The following is an 18,590-nucleotide window of genomic DNA, read 5'->3' on the forward strand; positions in this document are numbered from 1 at the left end:
CCCAGAACGTGTTGAGAGATGGATTCCGGTTTCGTCTCTTCGAGGCGCCCCAGAATGACGGGAGTACGCGGCTACGCCGTTCCCCCGCCGCGAAACCCCGTCGCCAGCACGTAGCGCTCGGAGGAATCCTGCCGGCTCGCGGCGGGCTTGACGTGGCGCACCGTGGCGAAGTCGCGCTTGAGCTGGGCGAGCAGTTCGGCATCGGCGCCGCTCTGGAACGTCTTTGCGAGGAACGTGCCGCCGGGCTTGAGCACGTCGCAGGCAAAAGCAGCGGCCGTCTCGACCAGGCCGACGATGCGGAGCTGGTCGGTCTTGCGGTGGCCGGTGGTGTTGGCGGCCATGTCGGACATCACGACGTCGGCCTTGCCGCCCAGCATTGCCGTGAGCTTCTCCGGCGCGTCATTGTCCATGAAGTCGAGCTGCGCAAAATCGACGCCGGGGATCTCGGGCATCTCCAGCAGATCGATCGCGACGACCTTGCCCTTGCCTTCCGTCGAGCCGACGCGCTTGGCGGCGATCTGGCTCCAGCCGCCGGGCGCGGCGCCGAGGTCGACCACGGCCATGCCGGGTTTCAACAGCCGATACTTGTCATCGATCTCCAAAAGCTTGAACGCCGCGCGCGAGCGATAACCTGCCGCCTTGGCCTTCGCGACATAGGGATCGTTGAGCTGCCGCTCCAGCCAGAGCTTGGACGACAATTTGCGCTTGCCGCCGGTCTTGACCTTGGTCTTGACTTGGACGTGCAAGCGGCCGGTGGTGTCCTTGGCCATACTCACCAGCTCCTGAGCGCGCCGTCCTCGCGCATCATCTCGACCAGCATGCCTTCGCGCAGGCCCCGGTCGGCGACGCGCAGGCGCGGCAGCGGAAAGGCGCGGCGGATGGCATCGAGGATGGCGCAGCCGGCCAGCACGAGGTCGGCGCGCTCGACGCTGATGCAGCTGTTGTTCGCGCGCTCCTCGTAGCTCATGCCGAGCAGCCTGCTGATGGTCGCGGTGATATCCGCATCGTTCATCCAGATGCTGTCGATACGGCGGCGGTCATAGCGCGGCAGGTTGAGGTGGATGCCGGCGAGCGTCGTCACCGTGCCGGACGTGCCGAGCAGGTGCATGTCGGTGAGATCGCTGCCGTGCTCCTCCGCGAACGGGGTGACATGGCTTGCGACCTCGCGCTCCATCGCGGCATAGATCCCGGGCGTCACGTCGCGGCCGCCGAACTGCTCGGCGAGCGTGACCACACCGTACGGGATCGACATCCAGGCCTTGATGCGCGGCTGCGGATTTGCGGGATCGCGCTCGATCCGCACCAGTTCGGTCGAGCCGCCGCCGATGTCGAACAGGATCGCACCGCGTCCTCTGGGGTCGACCAGCGGCGAGCAGCCGAGCACGGCGAGAGAAGCCTCGGTCTCGCGGTCGATCACCTCGAGCTCGATCCCGGTCTCGGCCGCGACGCGGCTGCGGAAGCCCTCCGCGTTCGAGGCGGCGCGGCAGGCTTCGGTCGCGATCAGCCGCAGCCGCCGCGCCTTCCGCAGGTTGATCTTGTCGCGGCAAATGCTGAGCGCCGCGATGGCGCGCTCGATCGCGGCCTCGCTGATGCACCCGGTCGCGGAGACGCCCTCGCCGAGCCGGATGATGCGTGAGAAGGAATCGACCACGCGAAAGCCGTCGTGGGTCGGACAGGCGATCAGCAGCCTGCAATTGTTGGTGCCGAGGTCCAGCGCCGCATAGACGCCGGCTCCCGGCGCTTGCGCGCCAATGGCCGGATCGGCGGCCAACGCCACCGCCGCCATCGACCCCTCCAGCTCGCCGTGCGGCCCATGTTGGCTTACATGGCCGTCGCGTAGCCGCGTGTGGTCATTCATACAAATTGTCTTTCCGCGGCCGGTCGGGCCGGTCTGGAATTGATTTTTCGCCTGAAACATTAGCAGCGCGGCAGGCCTGCGCAACAACGCATCACATGGGACCATGCCCATTCGTGCGTTGTCGTGAACGGGGTGGTGGGTTATCTGAGGAGAGTCCGGTCTCCCGCTGCCGCGAAAATGCGCAAATGCCGGCTTTTCAGGTCAATTCCATGCAAGAACACACCAAATCGTCCACGCTCGAGAACGCTATTGCACTGCAAAAATATGGCGTCGGGCAACCGGTCCGCCGCAAGGAGGACGACACGCTGGTGCGCGGCAAGGGCCGCTACACCGACGATTTCAACCTGCCCGGCCAGGCCTATGCCGTGATCGTCCGCTCCACCCATGCCCATGGCATCATCCGCGGCATCAACAGCGAGGCTGCCAAGGCGATGCCGGGCGTGCTGGGGGTGTGGACCGGCAAGGATCTCGATGCCGCCGGTTATGGCCCCTTCACCTGCGGCCTGCCGCTGAAGAGCCGTGACGGCTCGCCCCTGCTCCAGACCAACCGCCAGCCGCTCGCGACCGACAAGGTCCGCTTCGTCGGCGATCCCGTCGCCTTCGTGGTGGCGGAGACGCTGGCGCAGGCGCGCGACGCCGCCGAGGCGGTCGAGCTCGATATCGAGCCGCTGCCCGCGGTGACCGATCCCGAGGAAGCCGCCAAGCCTGGCGCGCCGCAGCTTTACGACCACATCCCTGATAACGTCGCGCTCGACTACCATTATGGCGACATGGACAAGGTCAACGCGGCCTTTGCCAGTGCCGCCCATGTCACAAAGCTCGACATCGAGAACACCCGCGTCGCCGTGGTCTCGATGGAGCCGCGTGTTGGCCTTGCCTCCTACGACAAGAAGTCCGAGCGCTACACGCTTCAGGTGCCGACGCAGGGTGTCGCCGGCAACCGCGCCAATCTCGCCAGGAACCTCAACGTGCCGAATGACAAGGTGCGCATCCTGACCGCCAATGTCGGCGGTTCCTTCGGCATGAAGAACGTCAACTATCCCGAATACATGTGCATCCTGTATGCGGCCAAGGCGCTGGGACGTCCGGTGAAGTGGCTTGACGAGCGCTCCACCAGCTTCCTCTCCGACAGCCACGGCCGTGCGCAGAAGATCCACGCCGAGCTCGCGCTCGACGCCGAGGGGCATTTCCTCGCGGCCAAGCTGTCCGGCTACGGCAATCTCGGCGCCTACATCACCGGCGTCGCGCCGGGCCCGCTCTCGCTCAACACGGGCAAGAATTTCTCCAGCGTCTATCGCACGCCGCTGATGGCGGTCGACATCAAGACGGTGCTGACCAACACCACGTTGATGGGCGCCTATCGCGGCGCCGGCCGGCCCGAGGCGAACTACTACATGGAGCGGTTGATCGACCGCGCCGCCGACGAGATGGGCATCAACCGGCTGACCTTGCGCAGGCGCAACTTCATCAAGCCGAACCAGATTCCGTTCCCGGCCTCCTCCGGCGTCACCTATGACAGCGGCGACTTCCAGGCCGTGTTCAACAAGGCGCTCGAGATTTCCGACCACGAGAATTTCGCCAAGCGCAAGAAGGAGAGCAGGAAGGCCGGCAAGCTGCGCGGCATAGCGGTCGGCTCCTATCTCGAGGTCACGGCGCCGCCGAGCCCCGAGCTCGGCAAGATCGTATTCGATCCCGACGGCACCGTGCAGCTCATCACCGGAACGCTCGATTACGGCCAGGGCCATGCCACGCCGTTCGCGCAGGTGCTGAGCGCGCAGCTCGGCGTTCCCTTCGAGAACATCAAGCTGGTGCAGGGCGACAGCGACATCGTGCACACCGGCAACGGCACCGGCGGCTCGCGCTCGATCATGGCGAGCGGCCAGGCCATCGTGGGCGCCGCCCAGCTCGTCATCGAGAAAGGCAAGCGCGCCGCGGCGCATATGCTGGAGGCGTCCGAAGCCGACATCGAATTCGAAGGTGGCAGGTTCACGATTGCAGGCACCGATCGCAGCATCGACATCATGGAGCTCGCCAAGAAGCTGCACGACGGCAAGATGCCGGAGGGCGTGCCTGAGACGCTCGATGTCGATCACACCAGCGAGCCGATCGCCTCGGCCTTCCCGAACGGCTGCCACGTCGCCGAGGTCGAGATCGATCCGGAGACCGGCGTGACGCAGATCGTGCGCTACAGCGCGGTCAACGATTTCGGCACGGTGATCAATCCGATGCTGGTCGCGGGCCAGCTTCATGGCGGCGTCGTCCAGGGCATCGGCCAGGCGCTGATGGAGCACGTCCGCTACGACGAGAGCGGCCAGCCGATCACGGGCTCGCTGATGGACTACGCCCTGCCCCGCGCCGAGGACGTGCCGAACATGGCGGTCGGCGACCACCCGGTGCCGGCCACGACCAACCCGCTCGGCAGCAAGGGCTGCGGCGAAGCCGGCTGCGCCGGCAGCCTGTCCACGGTGGTGAACGCGGTGATCGATGCGCTCTCGGAGTACGGCATCAAGCACATCGACATGCCGCTGACCCCGGAGCGCGTGTGGCGTGCGATCCAGGAGGCGCAGGCCAAGGCGGCGTAAGGGCTGCGTTTTTTCGGTCGTCATGGCCGGGCTTGTCCCGGCCATCCACGCCTTACCACGAGGCATGAAGAACGTGGATGCCCGGGACAAGCCCGGGCATGACGATGTGGCGATGGTGTGCCCCGTTCCCTACGCCGCCGCCTGCTCGCGCGGCTGGTAGATTGCGGTGTGCTGGCAGTGCGCGAGCGGCGTCGTGCCGTTGGCGACGACCAGCGCGTCGAGTTCGACGAAGCGGTGGCCTTTCTTCTCGTAGTTCGCGGTGACTTTTGCGCGCGCGGAGATCTCGTCACCGACGCGCGCGGCTGACAGCAGCTGCATGCGGCTGCCGACGTGAATCCAGGGCCCCAGAATGGTGTTGTCGACGAGGACGCGGTTCATGACGCGCTGGATCAGGCCGGGATGACCGAGGTCCTCGCGCGTGAAGATCGGGTCGATCTCCCTGATGTCGGCGAGATAGTCATTGGCGTCCTGCCCGGCCCAGCGTCGGGGCGTCGTGCCGAGCCATTTGCCTGTTTCGAACGTCGCGGGGCTGACCGGCTTTCGCTCGGCGACCGCGGGGACCTCGACATAATCGCTCAAGGACACCGCAGGCGCCTTCGCCGGCAGCGAGGCCGTCCCGGTGGCGCAAAGCTCGGTGCGGCTGAACACCTCGATCGTAAGCAGGCCGTTGTGCTCGGTGGCATCAACGTCGGCGGTTTCGCCGTCATAGACCGGCTTGATGAAGCGGGCCTCGACCAGTCCGCGCGACAGGAAATCGTGTCCCCAGCGCGCGATCGGCACGTGCATCATGTAGGCGAACACGTCGACGCCGGGGACCAGTCCGCCGGAAAAGCCGAAGCGGCGTGCCACATTGTCGTCGTGCATCTTGTTTTCGGACTGCTTGGCGGTGTTGTAAGCCTCGACGCGGTAGGTTTCGAGCCGGTTCGGCATGGGCATCTTCCCTGTTTTCTTGTTGTTCGGGAGCGATCGTAGGGCCTGAGGAACCAGGGTCAATCCCCTCGCCTTTGGGGCCCGAATAGGGTACCACGCGGCGAATGACTGACACCCCCACCCGCATCTATGTCGACGCCGACGCCTGTCCGGTGAAGGACGAGATCTACCGTGTCGCGCTCCGGCACGGCGTGCCCGTGAGCGTCGTTGCCGGCAATTTCATTCGCGTGCCGCAGGACCCCTTGATCGAGCGCATCGCCGCGGGTGCCGGCATGGACGCAGCGGACGACTGGATCGCGGAGCGCGCCAGGCCCGGCGACGTCGTCGTGACGTCGGACATTCCGCTGGCGAGCCGGTGCGTGAAGGCGGGCGCCGACGTGATCGCGCCGAATGGAAAACCCTTCACCGAAGAATCGATCGGGATGACGCTGGCAGTGCGCAATCTCATGACGGATCTGCGCTCGGCCGGCGAGGTCACCGGCGGCCCGCGATCGTTCGCGCCGCGCGACCGCTCCGCCTTCCTTTCGGCGCTCGACCAGACGCTGCGCCGGATCGCCCGCCGCCGCGCCGATGCGGCAGCAACGAGTCAGGGCTGACCATGGCGCCGCCGCTGATCCAGTTGAAAGACATCAGGCTGACCTTCGGCGGCACGCCGCTGTTGTCAGGCGTGGAGCTCAACGTCGCGCCATCCGAGCGCGTCTGCCTGATCGGCCGCAACGGCTCCGGCAAATCAACACTGCTCAAGATCGCAGCCGGCCTGGTCGAGCCCGACTCCGGCACGCGTTTCGTGCAGCCGGGCGCCACGGTTCGCTACCTGCCGCAGGAGCCGGACTTCGGTGACCACAAGACCACGCTCGCCTATGTCGAGTCCGGCCTCGCCCCCGGCGACGATCCTTACCAGGCGCGCTATCTGCTGGAGCAGCTCGGGCTGACCGGCAACGAGGACCCGCACAATCTCTCCGGCGGCGAGGCCCGCCGCGCGGCGCTGGCGTATGTGCTCGCGCCCTCGCCCGACATCCTGCTGCTGGACGAGCCCACCAACCATCTCGATCTCTCCACCATCGAGTGGCTGGAAAAGGAGCTGGACAGCCGCCGCAGCGCGCTGGTGATCATCAGCCACGACCGCCGCTTCCTCACCAATCTGTCACGCTCGACCGCCTGGCTCGACCGCGGCAGGATCAAGCAGATCGATCGCGGCTTTGCCTCGTTCGAGACCTGGCGCGATGAGGTGCTGGCGGAAGAGGAGCGCGACCAGCACAAGCTCGACCGCAAGATCGTCGACGAGGAGCACTGGCTTCGCCACGGCGTCTCCGGACGGCGCAAGCGCAACGTCAAGCGGCTCGCCAATCTGCATGCCCTGCGCGACCAGCGCCGCAACTATCGCGGCACCGCCGGCAGCGCCAATCTCGCGGCGGCCGAAGCCGAGCAATCCGGCAAGCTGGTGATCGAGGCGAAGGGCATCACCAAGGCCTATGGCGAGCGCAAGATCGTCGAGAACTTTTCGACCCGCATCCAGCGTGGCGACCGGCTCGGCATCATCGGCCCGAACGGCGCCGGCAAGACCACGCTGGTCAATCTGCTCACCGGCGGCATGCAGCCGGATTCCGGTACGATACGTCTCGGCGCCAATCTGGAGGTAGCGACGCTCGACCAGCACCGCGAAAGCCTCGATCCCAAATCGACGCTGGCGGAGGCCCTGACCGGCGGCCGCGGCGATCAAATCATGGTCGGCGGCAAGCCCAAGCACGTCGTCGGCTACATGAAGGACTTCCTGTTCGCGCAGGAGCAGCGCGGCACGCCGGTGGAGGTGCTCTCCGGCGGCGAGCGCGGCCGGCTGATGCTGGCGCGCGCACTGGCAAAGCCGTCGAACCTCCTGGTGCTGGACGAGCCGACCAACGATCTCGATCTCGAAACCCTCGACGTGCTGGAGGAGATGCTCGGCGATTACGAAGGCACGGTGATCCTGATCAGCCATGACCGCGATTTTCTCGACCGCGTCGTCACCTCCGTGATCGCGCCCGAAGGCAACGGCAAGTGGGTCGAATATGCCGGCGGCTACAGCGACATGCTGGCGCAACGCGGCGCCGACCTGAAGCGCGAGACGGCGAAGGCGCAAGCCCCGGCGGAGAAGAAAGAGGAACGCTCCGCTGCTCCAGCTTCGGCGCCGAAGCGGAAGCTGAGCTTCAACGAGAAGCACGCGCTGGAAACGCTGCCGAAGAAGATGGAGACGTTGCAGGCAGATATTGCAAAACTGCAGCGCGTGCTCGACGATCCCGATCTCTACACTAGGGATCGCAGGAAATTCGACGACACCTCCGCCGCGATCGCCAAGGCGCATGAAGAACTGTCCTCCGCCGAAGAGCGCTGGCTCGAACTCGAAATGCTCCGCGAAGAGATTGAACAAGCTTGAATCGTAGGATGGGTAGAGCGCAGCGAAACCCATCGATAGCTACCCGGTTGCTGCGAATGATGGGTTTCGCTGCGCTCTACCCATCCTACAGGACCGAACATAGAGACATCACATGACCACTCCCCTCGCCGCAAAAATCGCCCGCGAATACGGCACGCCCTGCGCCGTGATCGACATGGATCGGGTCGAGCGCAACATCGCGCGCATCCAGAAGGCCTGCGACGACGCCGGCATCGCCAACCGCCCGCACATCAAGACGCACAAGAACCCGACCATCGCCAGGATGCAGGTCGCGGCCGGCGCCAAGGGCATCACCTGCCAGAAGCTCGGCGAAGCCGAGATCATGGCCAATGCCGGCATCGACGACATCCTGATCAGCTACAATCTGCTCGGCGAAGAGAAGATGGCGCGCCTCGGCGCGCTGCAGGCGAAGGCCAACATGACGGTAGCGGCCGACAATTCGACCGTCGTCGCCGGGTTGCCCAAGGCAGCCGCAGCATCGGGCCGCCCGCTTTCGGTCGTCGTCGAATGCGACACCGGCCGCAAGCGTGCGGGTGTCGAAACGCCGGCCGAGGCGATCGCGCTGGCGCGTGAGATCGCAGCCTCCAAGGGACTCGCGTTCGCCGGCTTCATGCTGTATCCGACCGAGGCCGGCTGGGCTGAGGCACAGAAATTCTATGACGAGGCGCTGGCCGGCGCGCGCGCGCACGGGCTCGACGCCAAGATCGTCTCGACCGGCGGCACGCCGAACCTGGTCAACATCGGCAAGCTCAAGGGCGGCACCGAGCATCGCTTCGGCACCTATATCTACAATGACCGCATGCAGGTCGCCGCCGGCGTCGCCGGCTGGGACGATTGCGCGCTGCACATCTATTCGACCGTGGTGAGCCGTGCCGCGCCCGAGCGCGGCATTCTCGACGCCGGCTCGAAGACGCTGACGTCGGATACCGGCGGCCTCGACGGCCACGGCCTGATCCTGGAGCATCCCGAGGCCAAGATCGCGAAATTCGCCGAGGAGCACGGCTTCCTCGACCTCTCCCGCAGCAACACGCGGCCGAATGTCGGCGACGTCGTCCGCATCGTGCCGAACCATGTCTGCGTCGTCGTCAACATGATGGACGAAGTGGTGATGGTGCGCGGCGAGGAGATCATCGGCACGCTGCCAGTCGCGGCGCGGGGGAAGCTGCGGTAGGGAGCACATTGCCGTAGGGTGGGCAAAGCGAGCGTGCCCACGACTTTCTCGCAGTGCCTGGAAAAGATGGTGGGCACGGCGCTTCGCGCCTTTGCCCACCCTACGATTTCTGCAATTGGACGACCCAGCCCAGCGCGCCCCTGCCCGCCGCAGCCCCCGTCGCGAATGACGCCTGGAGCAGGTAGCCGCCCGTTGGCGCCTCCCAATCCAGCATCTCGCCGGCGGCGAACACGCCCGGCAGCTTGCGCAGCATGAAGTGCTCGTCCAGCTCGTCGAACGTTATTCCGCCTGCCGTCGAGATCGCCCGATCGATCGGCGCTGTGCCGGTGAGCCGAACCGGGATTGCGTTGATCAGGCGCGCGAGTTCGGCCGGTGAGAACGACGCCAGCGGCCGGCCGGACGCGATGGCGGCCTCCTGCATCAGGCCGATGCCGACCGGCGACAATTGCGCCGCCTTGCGCAGGAAGTTTGCCAGCGATTGCTTGCCGCGCGTGCCCGACAGGCGCGTTGTCAGGTCTGCGACGGCAAGGTCCGGCCGCAGCGCGATCGTCAGCATCGCGTGCCCGAGATCCAGCACCGCCTCGCGCAGCTCGGCCGAGAGCGCGTAGATCGCACCGCCTTCGATGCCGCCACGCGTGATCATCGCTTCGCCGCGCACCGTGTGCGCGCCGATCGTCAGCATCACGCCCTTGAGCGGCTGGCCCTCGAAACGGTCGCGGAACACTTTGGACCACGCGACCATAAAGCCGGAATTGGCCGGCCGGAGCTTCGAGACGGCAATGCCCCTTGCGGCGAGAAGATCGACCCAGTCGCCGTCCGATCCGAGCCGCGGCCAGCTTGCCCCGCCAAGGGCGAGCACCACTGCCCTGGCCTCGATCGACCGTTCGCCGTCGCCGGTGCGAAACAGCAACCGGCCGTGCTCGTCCCAGCCGATCCAGCGATGACGAAACGCAAACCGCACGCCGCCAGCATCGAGCCGCCGCAGCCAGGCGCGCAGCAAGGGCGAGGCCTTGAACGCTTTCGGAAACACCCGCCCGCTGGTGCCGACGAAGGTCGGCTCGCCCAGCGCCTCGCTCCAGGCCCGCAGCGCATCCGGCGGGAACGCCTCGATCGCCGCTTGCAGCTTCGGTGCCGCCTCGCGATAGCGCGCCATGAATTGCGTCAGCGGCTCGCTGTGGGTAAGATTGAGCCCGCCGCGGCCGGCCATCAGGAATTTGCGACCTGCGGACGGCATGGCGTCATAGACGGTGACGCGGGCGCCGCCCTGCGCAAGTACCTCCGCCGCCGTCAGCCCGGCGGGGCCGGCGCCGATGACGGCGATGTGGTTGTCCGTTGAGGTCATGGTCCGAATTTTAGAGCACGCCGGTTCTACGGAACAGGTCGTCATGCCCGGGCTTGTCCCGGACATCCACGAGAGCCTCGCAAGAACGTCATGGCCGGGACAAGCCCGGCCATGACGATGAGTACGGTTCCGGGCTCGCTGCTTGCGACGCGCCGGAATGACAGTCCGGCTAGAGCTTGATCCCCGCTCTTGCCGCGGCCTGCGCCACGTACTTCTGCGTCTGCTCGAACGCGCCCGTCAGCGCCTTGGCCTTCGACATGTCGCTGATCTCCGCGAAATGCGCGGCGACCGCGTCCGGCGTCCATTCGGACTCCGGCAGGTTGATGCCTTCGCTCTCGAGAATCTTGATCACCGCGAAGGAGCCGGCGCCGGCGCCCATGATGGTGCGGGTCGGCGCGTCCTCGCTGAGCATGTACTCGACCGCCGGCGTGATCGCGTTCGGCTTCATCAGTTGCAGCGCCTGCGGCGGCAGCAGCTCTTCGGTCATGCGGGTCGCCGCGGTCGGCGAGATGATGTTGACGCGGATGTCGTTCTTGCGGCCCTCTTCCGCGAGCACGTTCATCAGGCCCACCATGCCGGATTTCGCCGCGCCGTAATTGGCCTGGCCGAAATTGCCGTAAAGGCCGGACGACGAGGTGGTCAGCACGATGCGGCCGTAGTTGCGGTCGCGCATGCCGGCCCAGGCCGCCTTGCAGCAATAGAAGGTGCCGACGAGATGCACGTCGAGCACCTTCTGGAAATCGGCCGCTTCCATCTTGCCGAACGACTTGTCGCGCAGGATGCCGGCATTGGCACACAGGAGATCGACGCTGCCCCATTCCTTGGTGGCGCGCTCGACCATGGCGGTGACCTGCTCGAAATTCGACACGTCCGCGCCGTCGGCCATCGCGGTGCCGCCGGCCTTGCGGATCTCCTCGACAACGGATTCGGCCGGCGACAGCGAGCCGCCGGTGCCATCGCGCGCGCCGCCGAAATCGTTGACCACGACCTTGGCGCCGCGGCTGGCCAATCCCAGCGCGTGAGCCTTGCCAAGACCATTGCCCGCGCCGGTGACGATAGCGACGCGTCCGTCGAACCTGATTGCCATAGTGCTTCCTTTCTTCCTTCTCCCCTTGTGGGAGAAGGTGGCGCGCAAGCGCCGGATGAGGGGTCTGTCTCGGCAGGCGAGTCCGCGGAGAGATACCCCTCACCCGGCTTCGCGTTCCGCGAAGCCACCCTCTCCCACAGGGGGAGAGGGTAAGAGCGCTCCGCGGGGGATTTGGTCAGCTTTTGAGCAGCGATAAATGGCCGGGTCAAGCCCGGCCATGGCGGGCGGAGTTACTCGAAATAGATCAGCCCGAGCCAATCCGCGACCAGCGCGGGCTTGTCCTCGCCTTCGATCTCGACCGTGACGTTGGTGCGGGACTGCAACTCATTGGGCTTGCGCAGCTTGGCCTCCGTCAGCACGAAGCGGCCGCGAACGCGCTTGCCCGAGCGGACCGGGGAGATGAAGCGCAGCTTGTCAAAGCCGTAGTTCACGCCCATCGTGGTGCCCGCGATCACCGGCATCACCTCGTAGGACATGATCGACATCAGCGACATCGTCAGGAAGCCGTGCGCAATCGTCGTGCCGAACGCGGTCTCTTTCTTCGCGCGTTCCGGATCGACATGGATGAACTGGTGATCCTCGATCACGTCGGCATAGGTGTCGATGCGGGGCTGATCGATCAGGTGCCACGAGGACACGCCGATCTCCTTGCCGACCATGGCTTGATAGGCCTGAAGCGTAATCGGCGGCTTCTTCCAGACTTCGTTCACTTAGGTCTCGCTCCGTGTCTTTGCCAGCTCCGGAAACTCCTCCTCGCGGAATTCCCGGCCGCGCAGTGGATCGTCGCGATCATTGTCGCGTTCCAGCCGTCGTAGCTGGACGCGACGGATTTTTCCAGAGATCGTCTTCGGCAGCTCGGTGACGATTTCGAGACGGCGAATGCGCTTGAATGGTGCGAGGCGCGCATGGAGATGTTTGAAGATGGAGAACGCGGTCTCGGGCGAACGCTCCGCGCCCGACGTCAGCAGCACGAAGGCCTTGGGAATGGCGAGCCGGATCGGATCCGGACTCGGCACCACCGCGGCTTCCGCGACCAGCTCATGCTCCAGCAGCACGCTCTCGAGCTCGAACGGACTGATGCGGTAATCCGACGACTTGAACACGTCATCGGAGCGGCCGACGAAGGTGAGATAGCCCTCGTCGTCTTCGAACACGACATCGCCGCTGCGATAGAGCTCGCCTTCGGCGCCAGACAGCTTGCCGTCGTCGCTTTGATAGCCCTGCATCAGGCCGGCCGGGCGCTCAGTTCCGAGCACCAGCGTGACCTCGCCTTCCTTGGCCGGGTTCCCGTCGGCGTCGCTGATCTGCACGCGATAGCCCGGCAGCGGCCGACCCATCGAGCCGACCTTGATCTTCTGGCCCGGCGAGTTGCCGGCGAGCGCCGTGGTTTCGGTCTGCCCGTATCCGTCACGGATGGTAAGTCCCCAGGCCGCCCGCACCTGATCAATCACTTCAGGGTTCAGCGGTTCGCCGGCGCCGCAAACCTCGCGCAAGGCCACCTTGAACGATGCAAGGTTCTCCTGGATGAACAGCCGCCATACCGTGGGCGGCGCACACAGCGTGGTGACGCCGCAGCGGCCGATGGTGGCGAGCAGCGCCTTGGCATCGAAGCGCGGCTGGTTCACCACGAACACGGTCGCGCCCGCATTCCACGGCGCGAAGAAGCAGCTCCAGGCGTGCTTGGCCCAACCGGGCGATGAGATGTTGAGGTGAACGTCTCCGGGCTTCAGCCCGATCCAGTACATCGTCGAGAGATGGCCGACCGGATAGCTGCGCTGGCTGTGCCGGACCAGCTTTGGTTTCGCCGTCGTGCCCGAGGTGAAATAGAGCAGCATCGGGTCGTCGGCGTTGGTCGGACCATCAGGCGCGAAGCTCTCCGAGGCTTTCGCCGCCTCGTCATAGGCCAGCCAGCCGTTGGAAGCCGCGCCGACCACGATGCGGACGACACTCTCGGCGCCAAGGCTCGCGAATTTTGTGACCTGATCCTCGGCGGCGACCACCGCTTTCGCCTTGCCGCGATCGAGCCGGTCGCGAAGTTCGTCAGCGGTGAGCAGCGTCGTCGCTGGAATCACGACGACGCCGAGCTTCATCGCCGCCAGCATCGTCTCCCACAGCGGAACCACGTTGCCGAGCAACAGCAAAAGGTGGTCGCCGCGCTTGAGGCCCTGCGCGCGGAGGAAGTTGGCGACCTGGTTCGAGCGCTTCGAGAGCGCCGCGAACGACAGTTTTGTCTGCTTGTCCTGTGCGGCATCGACAATCCAGAGCGCGGGGCGGTCCTTGCTGTCAGCATTTGCCGCCAGTTCGGCGTCGAACCAGTCGAGCGCCCAGTTGAAGGGAACCGGATCGGGCCAGCGGAATCCCTTGACCGCCGCCTCGTATTCCGTGCGGTGCTTTAGCAGAAACGCGCGCGCTTCCTGGAATGTCGTCATCAAGCTTTCCCGGCCAAACTCCTAACGTGCTTGATAATTCCGGAAAAATCCACCCCGCCCTGCCCGGCTGCGTCGAAAGACTGATAGATCTCCTGCGCATGCTTGCCGAGCGGCGTCGCCGCGCCCGCAGCCTTCGCGGCGTCCTGCGCCAGCGTCAGATCCTTCACCATCAGCGCAGAAGCAAAGCCTGGCTTATAGTCGTTGTTTGCCGGCGAGGTCGGCACCGGCCCCGGCACCGGGCAATAGGTCGTCAGCGACCAGCACTGGCCGGACGAGGTCGAGGCGACGTCGAACAGCGCCTGGTGCGAGAGCCCGAGCTTTTCGCCGAGCGCGAAGGCCTCGCTCACCGCGATCATGGAAATGCCGAGGATCATGTTGTTGCAGATCTTGGCCGCCTGGCCGGCGCCGGCGCCGCCGCAATGCACGATCTTCTTGCCCATGTTTTCGAGGACCGGCTTGGCGGCTGCGAACGCCCTCTCCTCGCCGCCGCACATGAAGGTGAGCGTCGCGCCCTTGGCGCCGCCGGTCCCGCCGGAAACCGGTGCATCGACCGAGAGCACGCCGTGCTTGGCGGCCAGCGCATGCGCCTGCCGCGCGCTTTCGACGTCGATGGTGGAGCTATCGATGATCAGCGCGCCCTTGGTCATGGCTGGAACGACCTCGTTCCAGACGCCGAGCACGTGCTTGCCTGCGGGGAGCATCGTGACGACGACATCGGCGCCCTTCACCGCGCCCGCGGCGCTTTCGGCAATGCCGGCGCCGTCGGCCTTGGCCTGATTGCGGGAGGCCTCGACGAGGTCGAACGCCACCACCTTGTGGCCGGCCTTGACCAGATTGGCGGCCATCGGGCCACCCATGTTGCCGAGACCGATGAATGCGATCGTGGCCATTGTCGTTTCCTCCGCTGTAGCGTTGTTAGTTGAACTTCAGCTCATCGGCGCCGATCTCGGCGAGATACGGCGAAAGCATCTCCGGCGTCACATCCTCGATCCGCGGCGGCGACCAGGTCGGGTTGCGGTCCTTGTCGATCACGGCGGCGCGGACGCCCTCGCGGAAATCGTCGCTGCGGAAGACTTCGAGCGCGGCGCGGTATTCGCGCACAAGGCACTCTTCCAGGCTCGACGATCCGCGCGCGAGGCGTAGCAGTTTCAAAGTCACCACCATGCCGCGCGGCGATTTCTCGTTGAGCGTCTTCAGCGTCGCCTGCGCGAACTCGGAGCCGTCGCGCTTCAAGGCCGCAAAGATGTCTTCCATGCGGTCGAAGCCGAACAGAGCGTCGATGGCCGCCTGCTTTGCGGTCACTGGCCCGGCCGTCTCGCCCGTCGCAAAGCCATTGATGAGCTTGCTGACGTCGGCTGCGGTCGCGTCCTGACCAAGCTTGGTCAGCGCCTCGCGCAGCTCCGGCCATTTGGCCGCCGGCACCACGGCATCCGCGAACTTGGCGTGGATGGCGTCCGGCCCATTCATGGTCTGCCCGGTCAGGCCGAAATACGTGCCGATCTCGCCAGGCGAGCGCGACAACAACCAGGTGCCGCCGACGTCGGGGAAGAAGCCGAGCCCGACTTCGGGCATCGCAAGCTTGGTGCGGTCGGTGACGACGCGGTGGCTGGCATGGCCGGAGAGGCCGACGCCGCCCCCCATGACGAGACCGTCCATGAACGCGACGTACGGCTTCGGATATTTCGCGATCCGCGCATTCATGACGTATTCCTGGCGCCAGAACCGCGCGCCGAGATCGCCGCCCTCGCGCGAGCTCTCCCAAAGGCCGCGAATGTCGCCGCCGGCGCAGAGGCCCCGCTCGCCGGAGCCTTCCAGGATGATCAACCCGACTTCGGGATCGGTTTCGAACCGGTCCAGCGCCGCATCGATGCCGATGGACATCTCCAAGGTCATGGCATTGATCGCCTTTGGGCGGTTGAGCCGGATCACTCCCGCTGCGCCCTCGCGGCGAACGATGAGGTCGCCCTCCTCCGCCGAACTCATCGTGCGCCCTCGATCAGCTTGCGCGCTACGATGAGCCGCATGATTTCGTTGGTGCCTTCGAGGATCTGGTGCACGCGCAAGTCGCGCACGATCTTCTCGATGCCGTATTCGCTGAGATAGCCGTAGCCGCCGTGCAGCTGGAGCGCGTGGTTGGCGACCTCGAAGCCGACGTCGGTGCCGAAACGCTTGGCCATCGCGCACAGCATGGTGGCGTCGGGGTCCTTGCGGTCCAGCGCGGCCGCGGCACGCCACAGGAAGGTGCGCGCGGCCTCGAGTTCGATCGCCATGTCGGCGAGGCGGAATTGCAGGGCCTGGAACTCGTCGAGGCGTTTCCCGAATGCCTTGCGCTCCTTCATGTAGGTGCGCGCCTTGTCGAGCGCGGTCTGCGCGCCACCGAGCGAGCATGCCGTGATGTTGAGGCGGCCGCCGTCGAGACCGGCCATCGCGATCTTGAAACCGACGCCCTCCTCGCCGAGCCGATTGGCCGCCGGCACTCGGGCGTTCTCGAATATCACCGCGCGGGTCGGCTGCGCGTTCCAGCCCATCTTGCGCTCATTGGCACCAAAGGAGACGCCCGGCGTCTTGCCGTCGATGACGAGGGTCGAGATGCCGCCGGGACCATCGCCGCCGGTGCGGACCATCGCGACCAGAACGTCGGTGCCGCCGGCGCCTGAGATGAATTGCTTCTGGCCGTTGAGGACGTAGTGGTCGCCGTCGCGTACCGCACGGGTGCGCAAGCTGGCCGCATCCGAGCCGGCGCCAGGCTCGGTCAGGCAGTAGCTCGCGATCAGCTCCATGGTGCAAAGCCTTGGCAACCATGTGTGGCGCTGGGTGTCGCTGCCAAAGGCATCGATCATCCAGCTCGCCATGTTGTGGATGGAGATGAAGGCCGAGGTCGTCGGGCAGCCCGTCGCCAACGCCTCGAAGATCAGCGCCGCGTCGAACCGCGTCATGGCGGAACCGCCGACATCGTCGCGGATATAGATGCCGCCCATACCGAGCGTGGCAGCCTCGCGCATGACGTCAACGGGAAAGTGCTTCTCCTCGTCCCAGCGCAGCGCATGCGGCGCGATCTTTTCGGCCGCAAACGCCAGCGCCATGTCGCGCACTGCGATCTGATCCTCGTTCAGAGCGAACTGCATGCTGGGCTGCTCGTTTTTCTCGTCCTTGCGAGGAGCGAAGCGACGAAGCAATCCAGTGTGTCCGAGGAGAAAGTCTGGATTGCTTCGCTGCGCTCGCAATGACGGGCTGGGCTACAGCCTTACTTCATCAGCGGGATCGAGAACTCCGCCCCCTCCTTGACGCCGGACGGCCAGCGCGAGGTCACCGTCTTGGTCTTGGTGTAGAAGCGGATCGAGTCCGGGCCGTGCTGGTTGAGATCGCCGAAGCCGGACTTCTTCCAGCCGCCGAAGGTGTAATAGGCGATCGGCACCGGGATCGGCACGTTGATGCCGACCATGCCGACGTTCACCTTGGCCGCGAAGTCGCGCGCGGCGTCGCCGTCGCGCGTGAAGATGGCAACGCCGTTGCCATAGTCATGATCCGACGGCAGCGCCAGCGCTTCCTTGTAATCGTGCGCGCGCACGACCGAGAGCACGGGACCGAAGATCTCTTCCTTGTAGATCCGCATGTCCTTGGTGACGTTGTCGAACAGCGAACCGCCGAGATAGAAGCCGTTCTCGTAGCCCTGCATCTTGAAGCCGCGGCCGTCGACGGCGAGCGTCGCGCCTTCCTTGATGCCGATGTCGATATAGCCCTTGACCTTCTCGACCGCCTCGCGCGTGACCAGCGGACCGTAGTCGGCCGACGGATCAATCGAGGTGCCGATCTTGAGCGACTCGACGCGCGGGATCAGCTTCTCCATCAGGCGGTCGGCGGTGGACTTGCCGACGGGCACTGCGACCGAGACCGCCATGCAGCGTTCGCCGGCCGAGCCGTAGCCTGCGCCGATCAGCGCGTCGACGGCCTGGTCCATGTCGGCGTCGGGCATGATGATGGCGTGGTTCTTGGCGCCGCCGAAGCACTGGCAACGCTTGCCGGTCTGCGCGGCGCGCTCGTAGATGTACTGCGCGATCGGAGTCGAGCCGACGAAGCCGATGGCCTTGATGTCGGGATCGTCGAGGATGGCGTCGACCGCCTCCTTGTCGCCGTTGACGACGTTGAGGATGCCGGCCGGCAGGCCCGCTTCCATCATGAGTTCAGCGAGCAGCATCGGCACGCCGGGGTCGCGCTCCGACGGCTTCAGGATGAAGGCGTTGCCGCAGGCGATCGCCGGCGCAAACTTCCACATCGGGATCATCGCCGGGAAATTGAACGGCGTGATGCCCGCGACGACGCCGAGCGGCTGTCGCATCGAATAGATGTCGATGCCGGGGCCGGCTCCTTCCGTGTACTCGCCCTTCATCAGATGCGGAATGCCGCAGGCGAATTCCGCGACCTCAAGGCCGCGCTGGATGTCGCCCTTGGCGTCCGGCACGGTCTTGCCGTGCTCGCGCGCGAGCAATTCGGCGAGCTTGTCGTAATCGCGCTGGACTAGCTCCACGAATTTCATCATGACGCGGGCGCGGCGCTGCGGATTGGTTGCGGCCCATTCGGGCTGTGCCGCGCGCGCGTTCTCGACGGCGGCGCGGACTTCGGCCTTGGACGCCAGCGCGACCTTGGCCTGGACGTCACCGGTCATCGGCTCGAAAACGTCGGCAGTGCGGCCCGAGGTGCCCCTGACCTCCTTGCCACCGATGAAATGTCCGATTGAACGCATGGGATGATCTCCTTAGGCC

Annotated in this window: 15 protein-coding genes; 4 read left to right on the forward strand and 11 right to left on the reverse strand. The window is 65.8% G+C overall.

What is annotated here, in order from left to right:
• Positions 1-71: 71 nt before the first annotated feature.
• Together XH96_RS23015 and XH96_RS23020 are read right to left on the reverse strand one after the other, a co-directional pair.
• Positions 72-770 carry an RlmE family RNA methyltransferase gene (locus tag XH96_RS23015; protein ID WP_194387797.1) on the reverse strand — a complete coding sequence of 233 codons (699 nt, stop codon included), beginning with the start codon at positions 768-770 and terminating at the stop codon, positions 72-74.
• Between the two features lie 2 nt (positions 771-772).
• Entirely contained in the window at positions 773-1,858 is a 1,086-nt protein-coding gene (locus XH96_RS23020; protein ID WP_194387798.1) for a Ppx/GppA phosphatase family protein, read from the reverse strand.
• Positions 1,859-2,067: 209 nt separating this feature from the next.
• On the opposite strand from XH96_RS23020, the gene XH96_RS23025 reads away from it, so the two are divergent.
• The gene (locus XH96_RS23025; protein WP_194387799.1) at positions 2,068-4,440 is read left to right on the forward strand and encodes a xanthine dehydrogenase family protein molybdopterin-binding subunit; all 2,373 of its coding nucleotides are present in this window, start codon (positions 2,068-2,070) and stop codon (positions 4,438-4,440) included.
• Between the two features lie 129 nt (positions 4,441-4,569).
• Here XH96_RS23025 and XH96_RS23030 read toward each other — a convergent pair whose 3' ends face one another.
• The gene (locus XH96_RS23030) at positions 4,570-5,370 is read right to left on the reverse strand and encodes a hypothetical protein (protein ID WP_194387800.1); all 801 of its coding nucleotides are present in this window, start codon (positions 5,368-5,370) and stop codon (positions 4,570-4,572) included.
• A gap of 104 nt (positions 5,371-5,474) precedes the next feature.
• On the opposite strand from XH96_RS23030, the gene XH96_RS23035 reads away from it, so the two are divergent.
• The 3 genes from XH96_RS23035 (at position 5,475) to XH96_RS23045 (ending at position 8,972) form a co-directional block, all read left to right on the forward strand.
• Entirely contained in the window at positions 5,475-5,966 is a 492-nt protein-coding gene (locus XH96_RS23035; protein WP_194387801.1) for a YaiI/YqxD family protein, read from the forward strand.
• Between the two features lie 2 nt (positions 5,967-5,968).
• Complete coding sequence (locus XH96_RS23040) at positions 5,969-7,780, forward strand: ABC-F family ATP-binding cassette domain-containing protein (RefSeq protein ID WP_194387802.1); 1,812 nt, start codon at positions 5,969-5,971, stop codon at positions 7,778-7,780.
• A 112-nt stretch (positions 7,781-7,892) separates the two neighbouring features.
• Entirely contained in the window at positions 7,893-8,972 is a 1,080-nt protein-coding gene (locus XH96_RS23045; protein WP_194387803.1) for a D-TA family PLP-dependent enzyme, read from the forward strand.
• Positions 8,973-9,072: 100 nt separating this feature from the next.
• Here the strand turns inward: XH96_RS23045 and XH96_RS23050 are convergent, their stop codons facing one another.
• From XH96_RS23050 to XH96_RS23085, 8 genes are all read right to left on the reverse strand, one after another.
• Entirely contained in the window at positions 9,073-10,314 is a 1,242-nt protein-coding gene (locus XH96_RS23050) for a TIGR03862 family flavoprotein (protein WP_194387804.1), read from the reverse strand.
• A gap of 169 nt (positions 10,315-10,483) precedes the next feature.
• Complete coding sequence (locus XH96_RS23055; RefSeq protein WP_131871457.1) at positions 10,484-11,401, reverse strand: SDR family NAD(P)-dependent oxidoreductase; 918 nt, start codon at positions 11,399-11,401, stop codon at positions 10,484-10,486.
• A gap of 230 nt (positions 11,402-11,631) precedes the next feature.
• Entirely contained in the window at positions 11,632-12,111 is a 480-nt protein-coding gene (locus tag XH96_RS23060; protein WP_131871456.1) for a MaoC family dehydratase, read from the reverse strand.
• Positions 12,112-13,830: an AMP-binding protein gene (locus tag XH96_RS23065; RefSeq protein ID WP_194387805.1), complete on the reverse strand. Its 1,719-nt coding sequence runs from the start codon at positions 13,828-13,830 to the stop codon at positions 12,112-12,114.
• Positions 13,830-14,720, reverse strand: a complete 891-nt coding sequence (gene mmsB, locus XH96_RS23070) for a 3-hydroxyisobutyrate dehydrogenase (RefSeq protein ID WP_194387806.1) — start codon at positions 14,718-14,720, stop codon at positions 13,830-13,832. Before mmsB ends, XH96_RS23065 begins: the two co-directional genes overlap by 1 nt.
• A gap of 25 nt (positions 14,721-14,745) precedes the next feature.
• Positions 14,746-15,813 (reverse strand): enoyl-CoA hydratase/isomerase family protein, encoded by a 1,068-nt coding sequence (locus tag XH96_RS23075; RefSeq protein WP_194387807.1) that lies wholly within the window; start codon positions 15,811-15,813, stop codon positions 14,746-14,748.
• Entirely contained in the window at positions 15,810-16,955 is a 1,146-nt protein-coding gene (locus XH96_RS23080; protein ID WP_194387808.1) for an isobutyryl-CoA dehydrogenase, read from the reverse strand. The genes XH96_RS23075 and XH96_RS23080 overlap by 4 nt, the downstream gene beginning before the upstream one ends.
• A 119-nt stretch (positions 16,956-17,074) precedes the next feature.
• The gene (locus tag XH96_RS23085; RefSeq protein WP_194387809.1) at positions 17,075-18,571 is read right to left on the reverse strand and encodes a CoA-acylating methylmalonate-semialdehyde dehydrogenase; all 1,497 of its coding nucleotides are present in this window, start codon (positions 18,569-18,571) and stop codon (positions 17,075-17,077) included.
• Positions 18,572-18,590 lie beyond the last annotated feature (19 nt).

This window comes from Bradyrhizobium sp. CCBAU 51765 (assembly GCF_015291725.1).
GTDB classification, from domain to species: domain Bacteria; phylum Pseudomonadota; class Alphaproteobacteria; order Rhizobiales; family Xanthobacteraceae; genus Bradyrhizobium; species Bradyrhizobium liaoningense.

Coding starts and splice junctions, on each gene's coding strand:
- XH96_RS23015 (WP_194387797.1), bottom strand. CDS start 770: ATGGCCAAGGACACCACCGGCCGCTTGCACGTCCAAGTCAAGACCAAG.
- XH96_RS23020 (WP_194387798.1), bottom strand. CDS start 1,858: ATGAATGACCACACGCGGCTACGCGACGGCCATGTAAGCCAACATGGG.
- XH96_RS23025 (WP_194387799.1), top strand. CDS start 2,068: ATGCAAGAACACACCAAATCGTCCACGCTCGAGAACGCTATTGCACTG.
- XH96_RS23030 (WP_194387800.1), bottom strand. CDS start 5,370: ATGCCGAACCGGCTCGAAACCTACCGCGTCGAGGCTTACAACACCGCC.
- XH96_RS23035 (WP_194387801.1), top strand. CDS start 5,475: ATGACTGACACCCCCACCCGCATCTATGTCGACGCCGACGCCTGTCCG.
- XH96_RS23040 (WP_194387802.1), top strand. CDS start 5,969: ATGGCGCCGCCGCTGATCCAGTTGAAAGACATCAGGCTGACCTTCGGC.
- XH96_RS23045 (WP_194387803.1), top strand. CDS start 7,893: ATGACCACTCCCCTCGCCGCAAAAATCGCCCGCGAATACGGCACGCCC.
- XH96_RS23050 (WP_194387804.1), bottom strand. CDS start 10,314: ATGACCTCAACGGACAACCACATCGCCGTCATCGGCGCCGGCCCCGCC.
- XH96_RS23055 (WP_131871457.1), bottom strand. CDS start 11,401: ATGGCAATCAGGTTCGACGGACGCGTCGCTATCGTCACCGGCGCGGGC.
- XH96_RS23065 (WP_194387805.1), bottom strand. CDS start 13,830: ATGACGACATTCCAGGAAGCGCGCGCGTTTCTGCTAAAGCACCGCACG.
- mmsB (WP_194387806.1), bottom strand. CDS start 14,720: ATGGCCACGATCGCATTCATCGGTCTCGGCAACATGGGTGGCCCGATG.
- XH96_RS23075 (WP_194387807.1), bottom strand. CDS start 15,813: ATGAGTTCGGCGGAGGAGGGCGACCTCATCGTTCGCCGCGAGGGCGCA.
- XH96_RS23080 (WP_194387808.1), bottom strand. CDS start 16,955: ATGCAGTTCGCTCTGAACGAGGATCAGATCGCAGTGCGCGACATGGCG.
- XH96_RS23085 (WP_194387809.1), bottom strand. CDS start 18,571: ATGCGTTCAATCGGACATTTCATCGGTGGCAAGGAGGTCAGGGGCACC.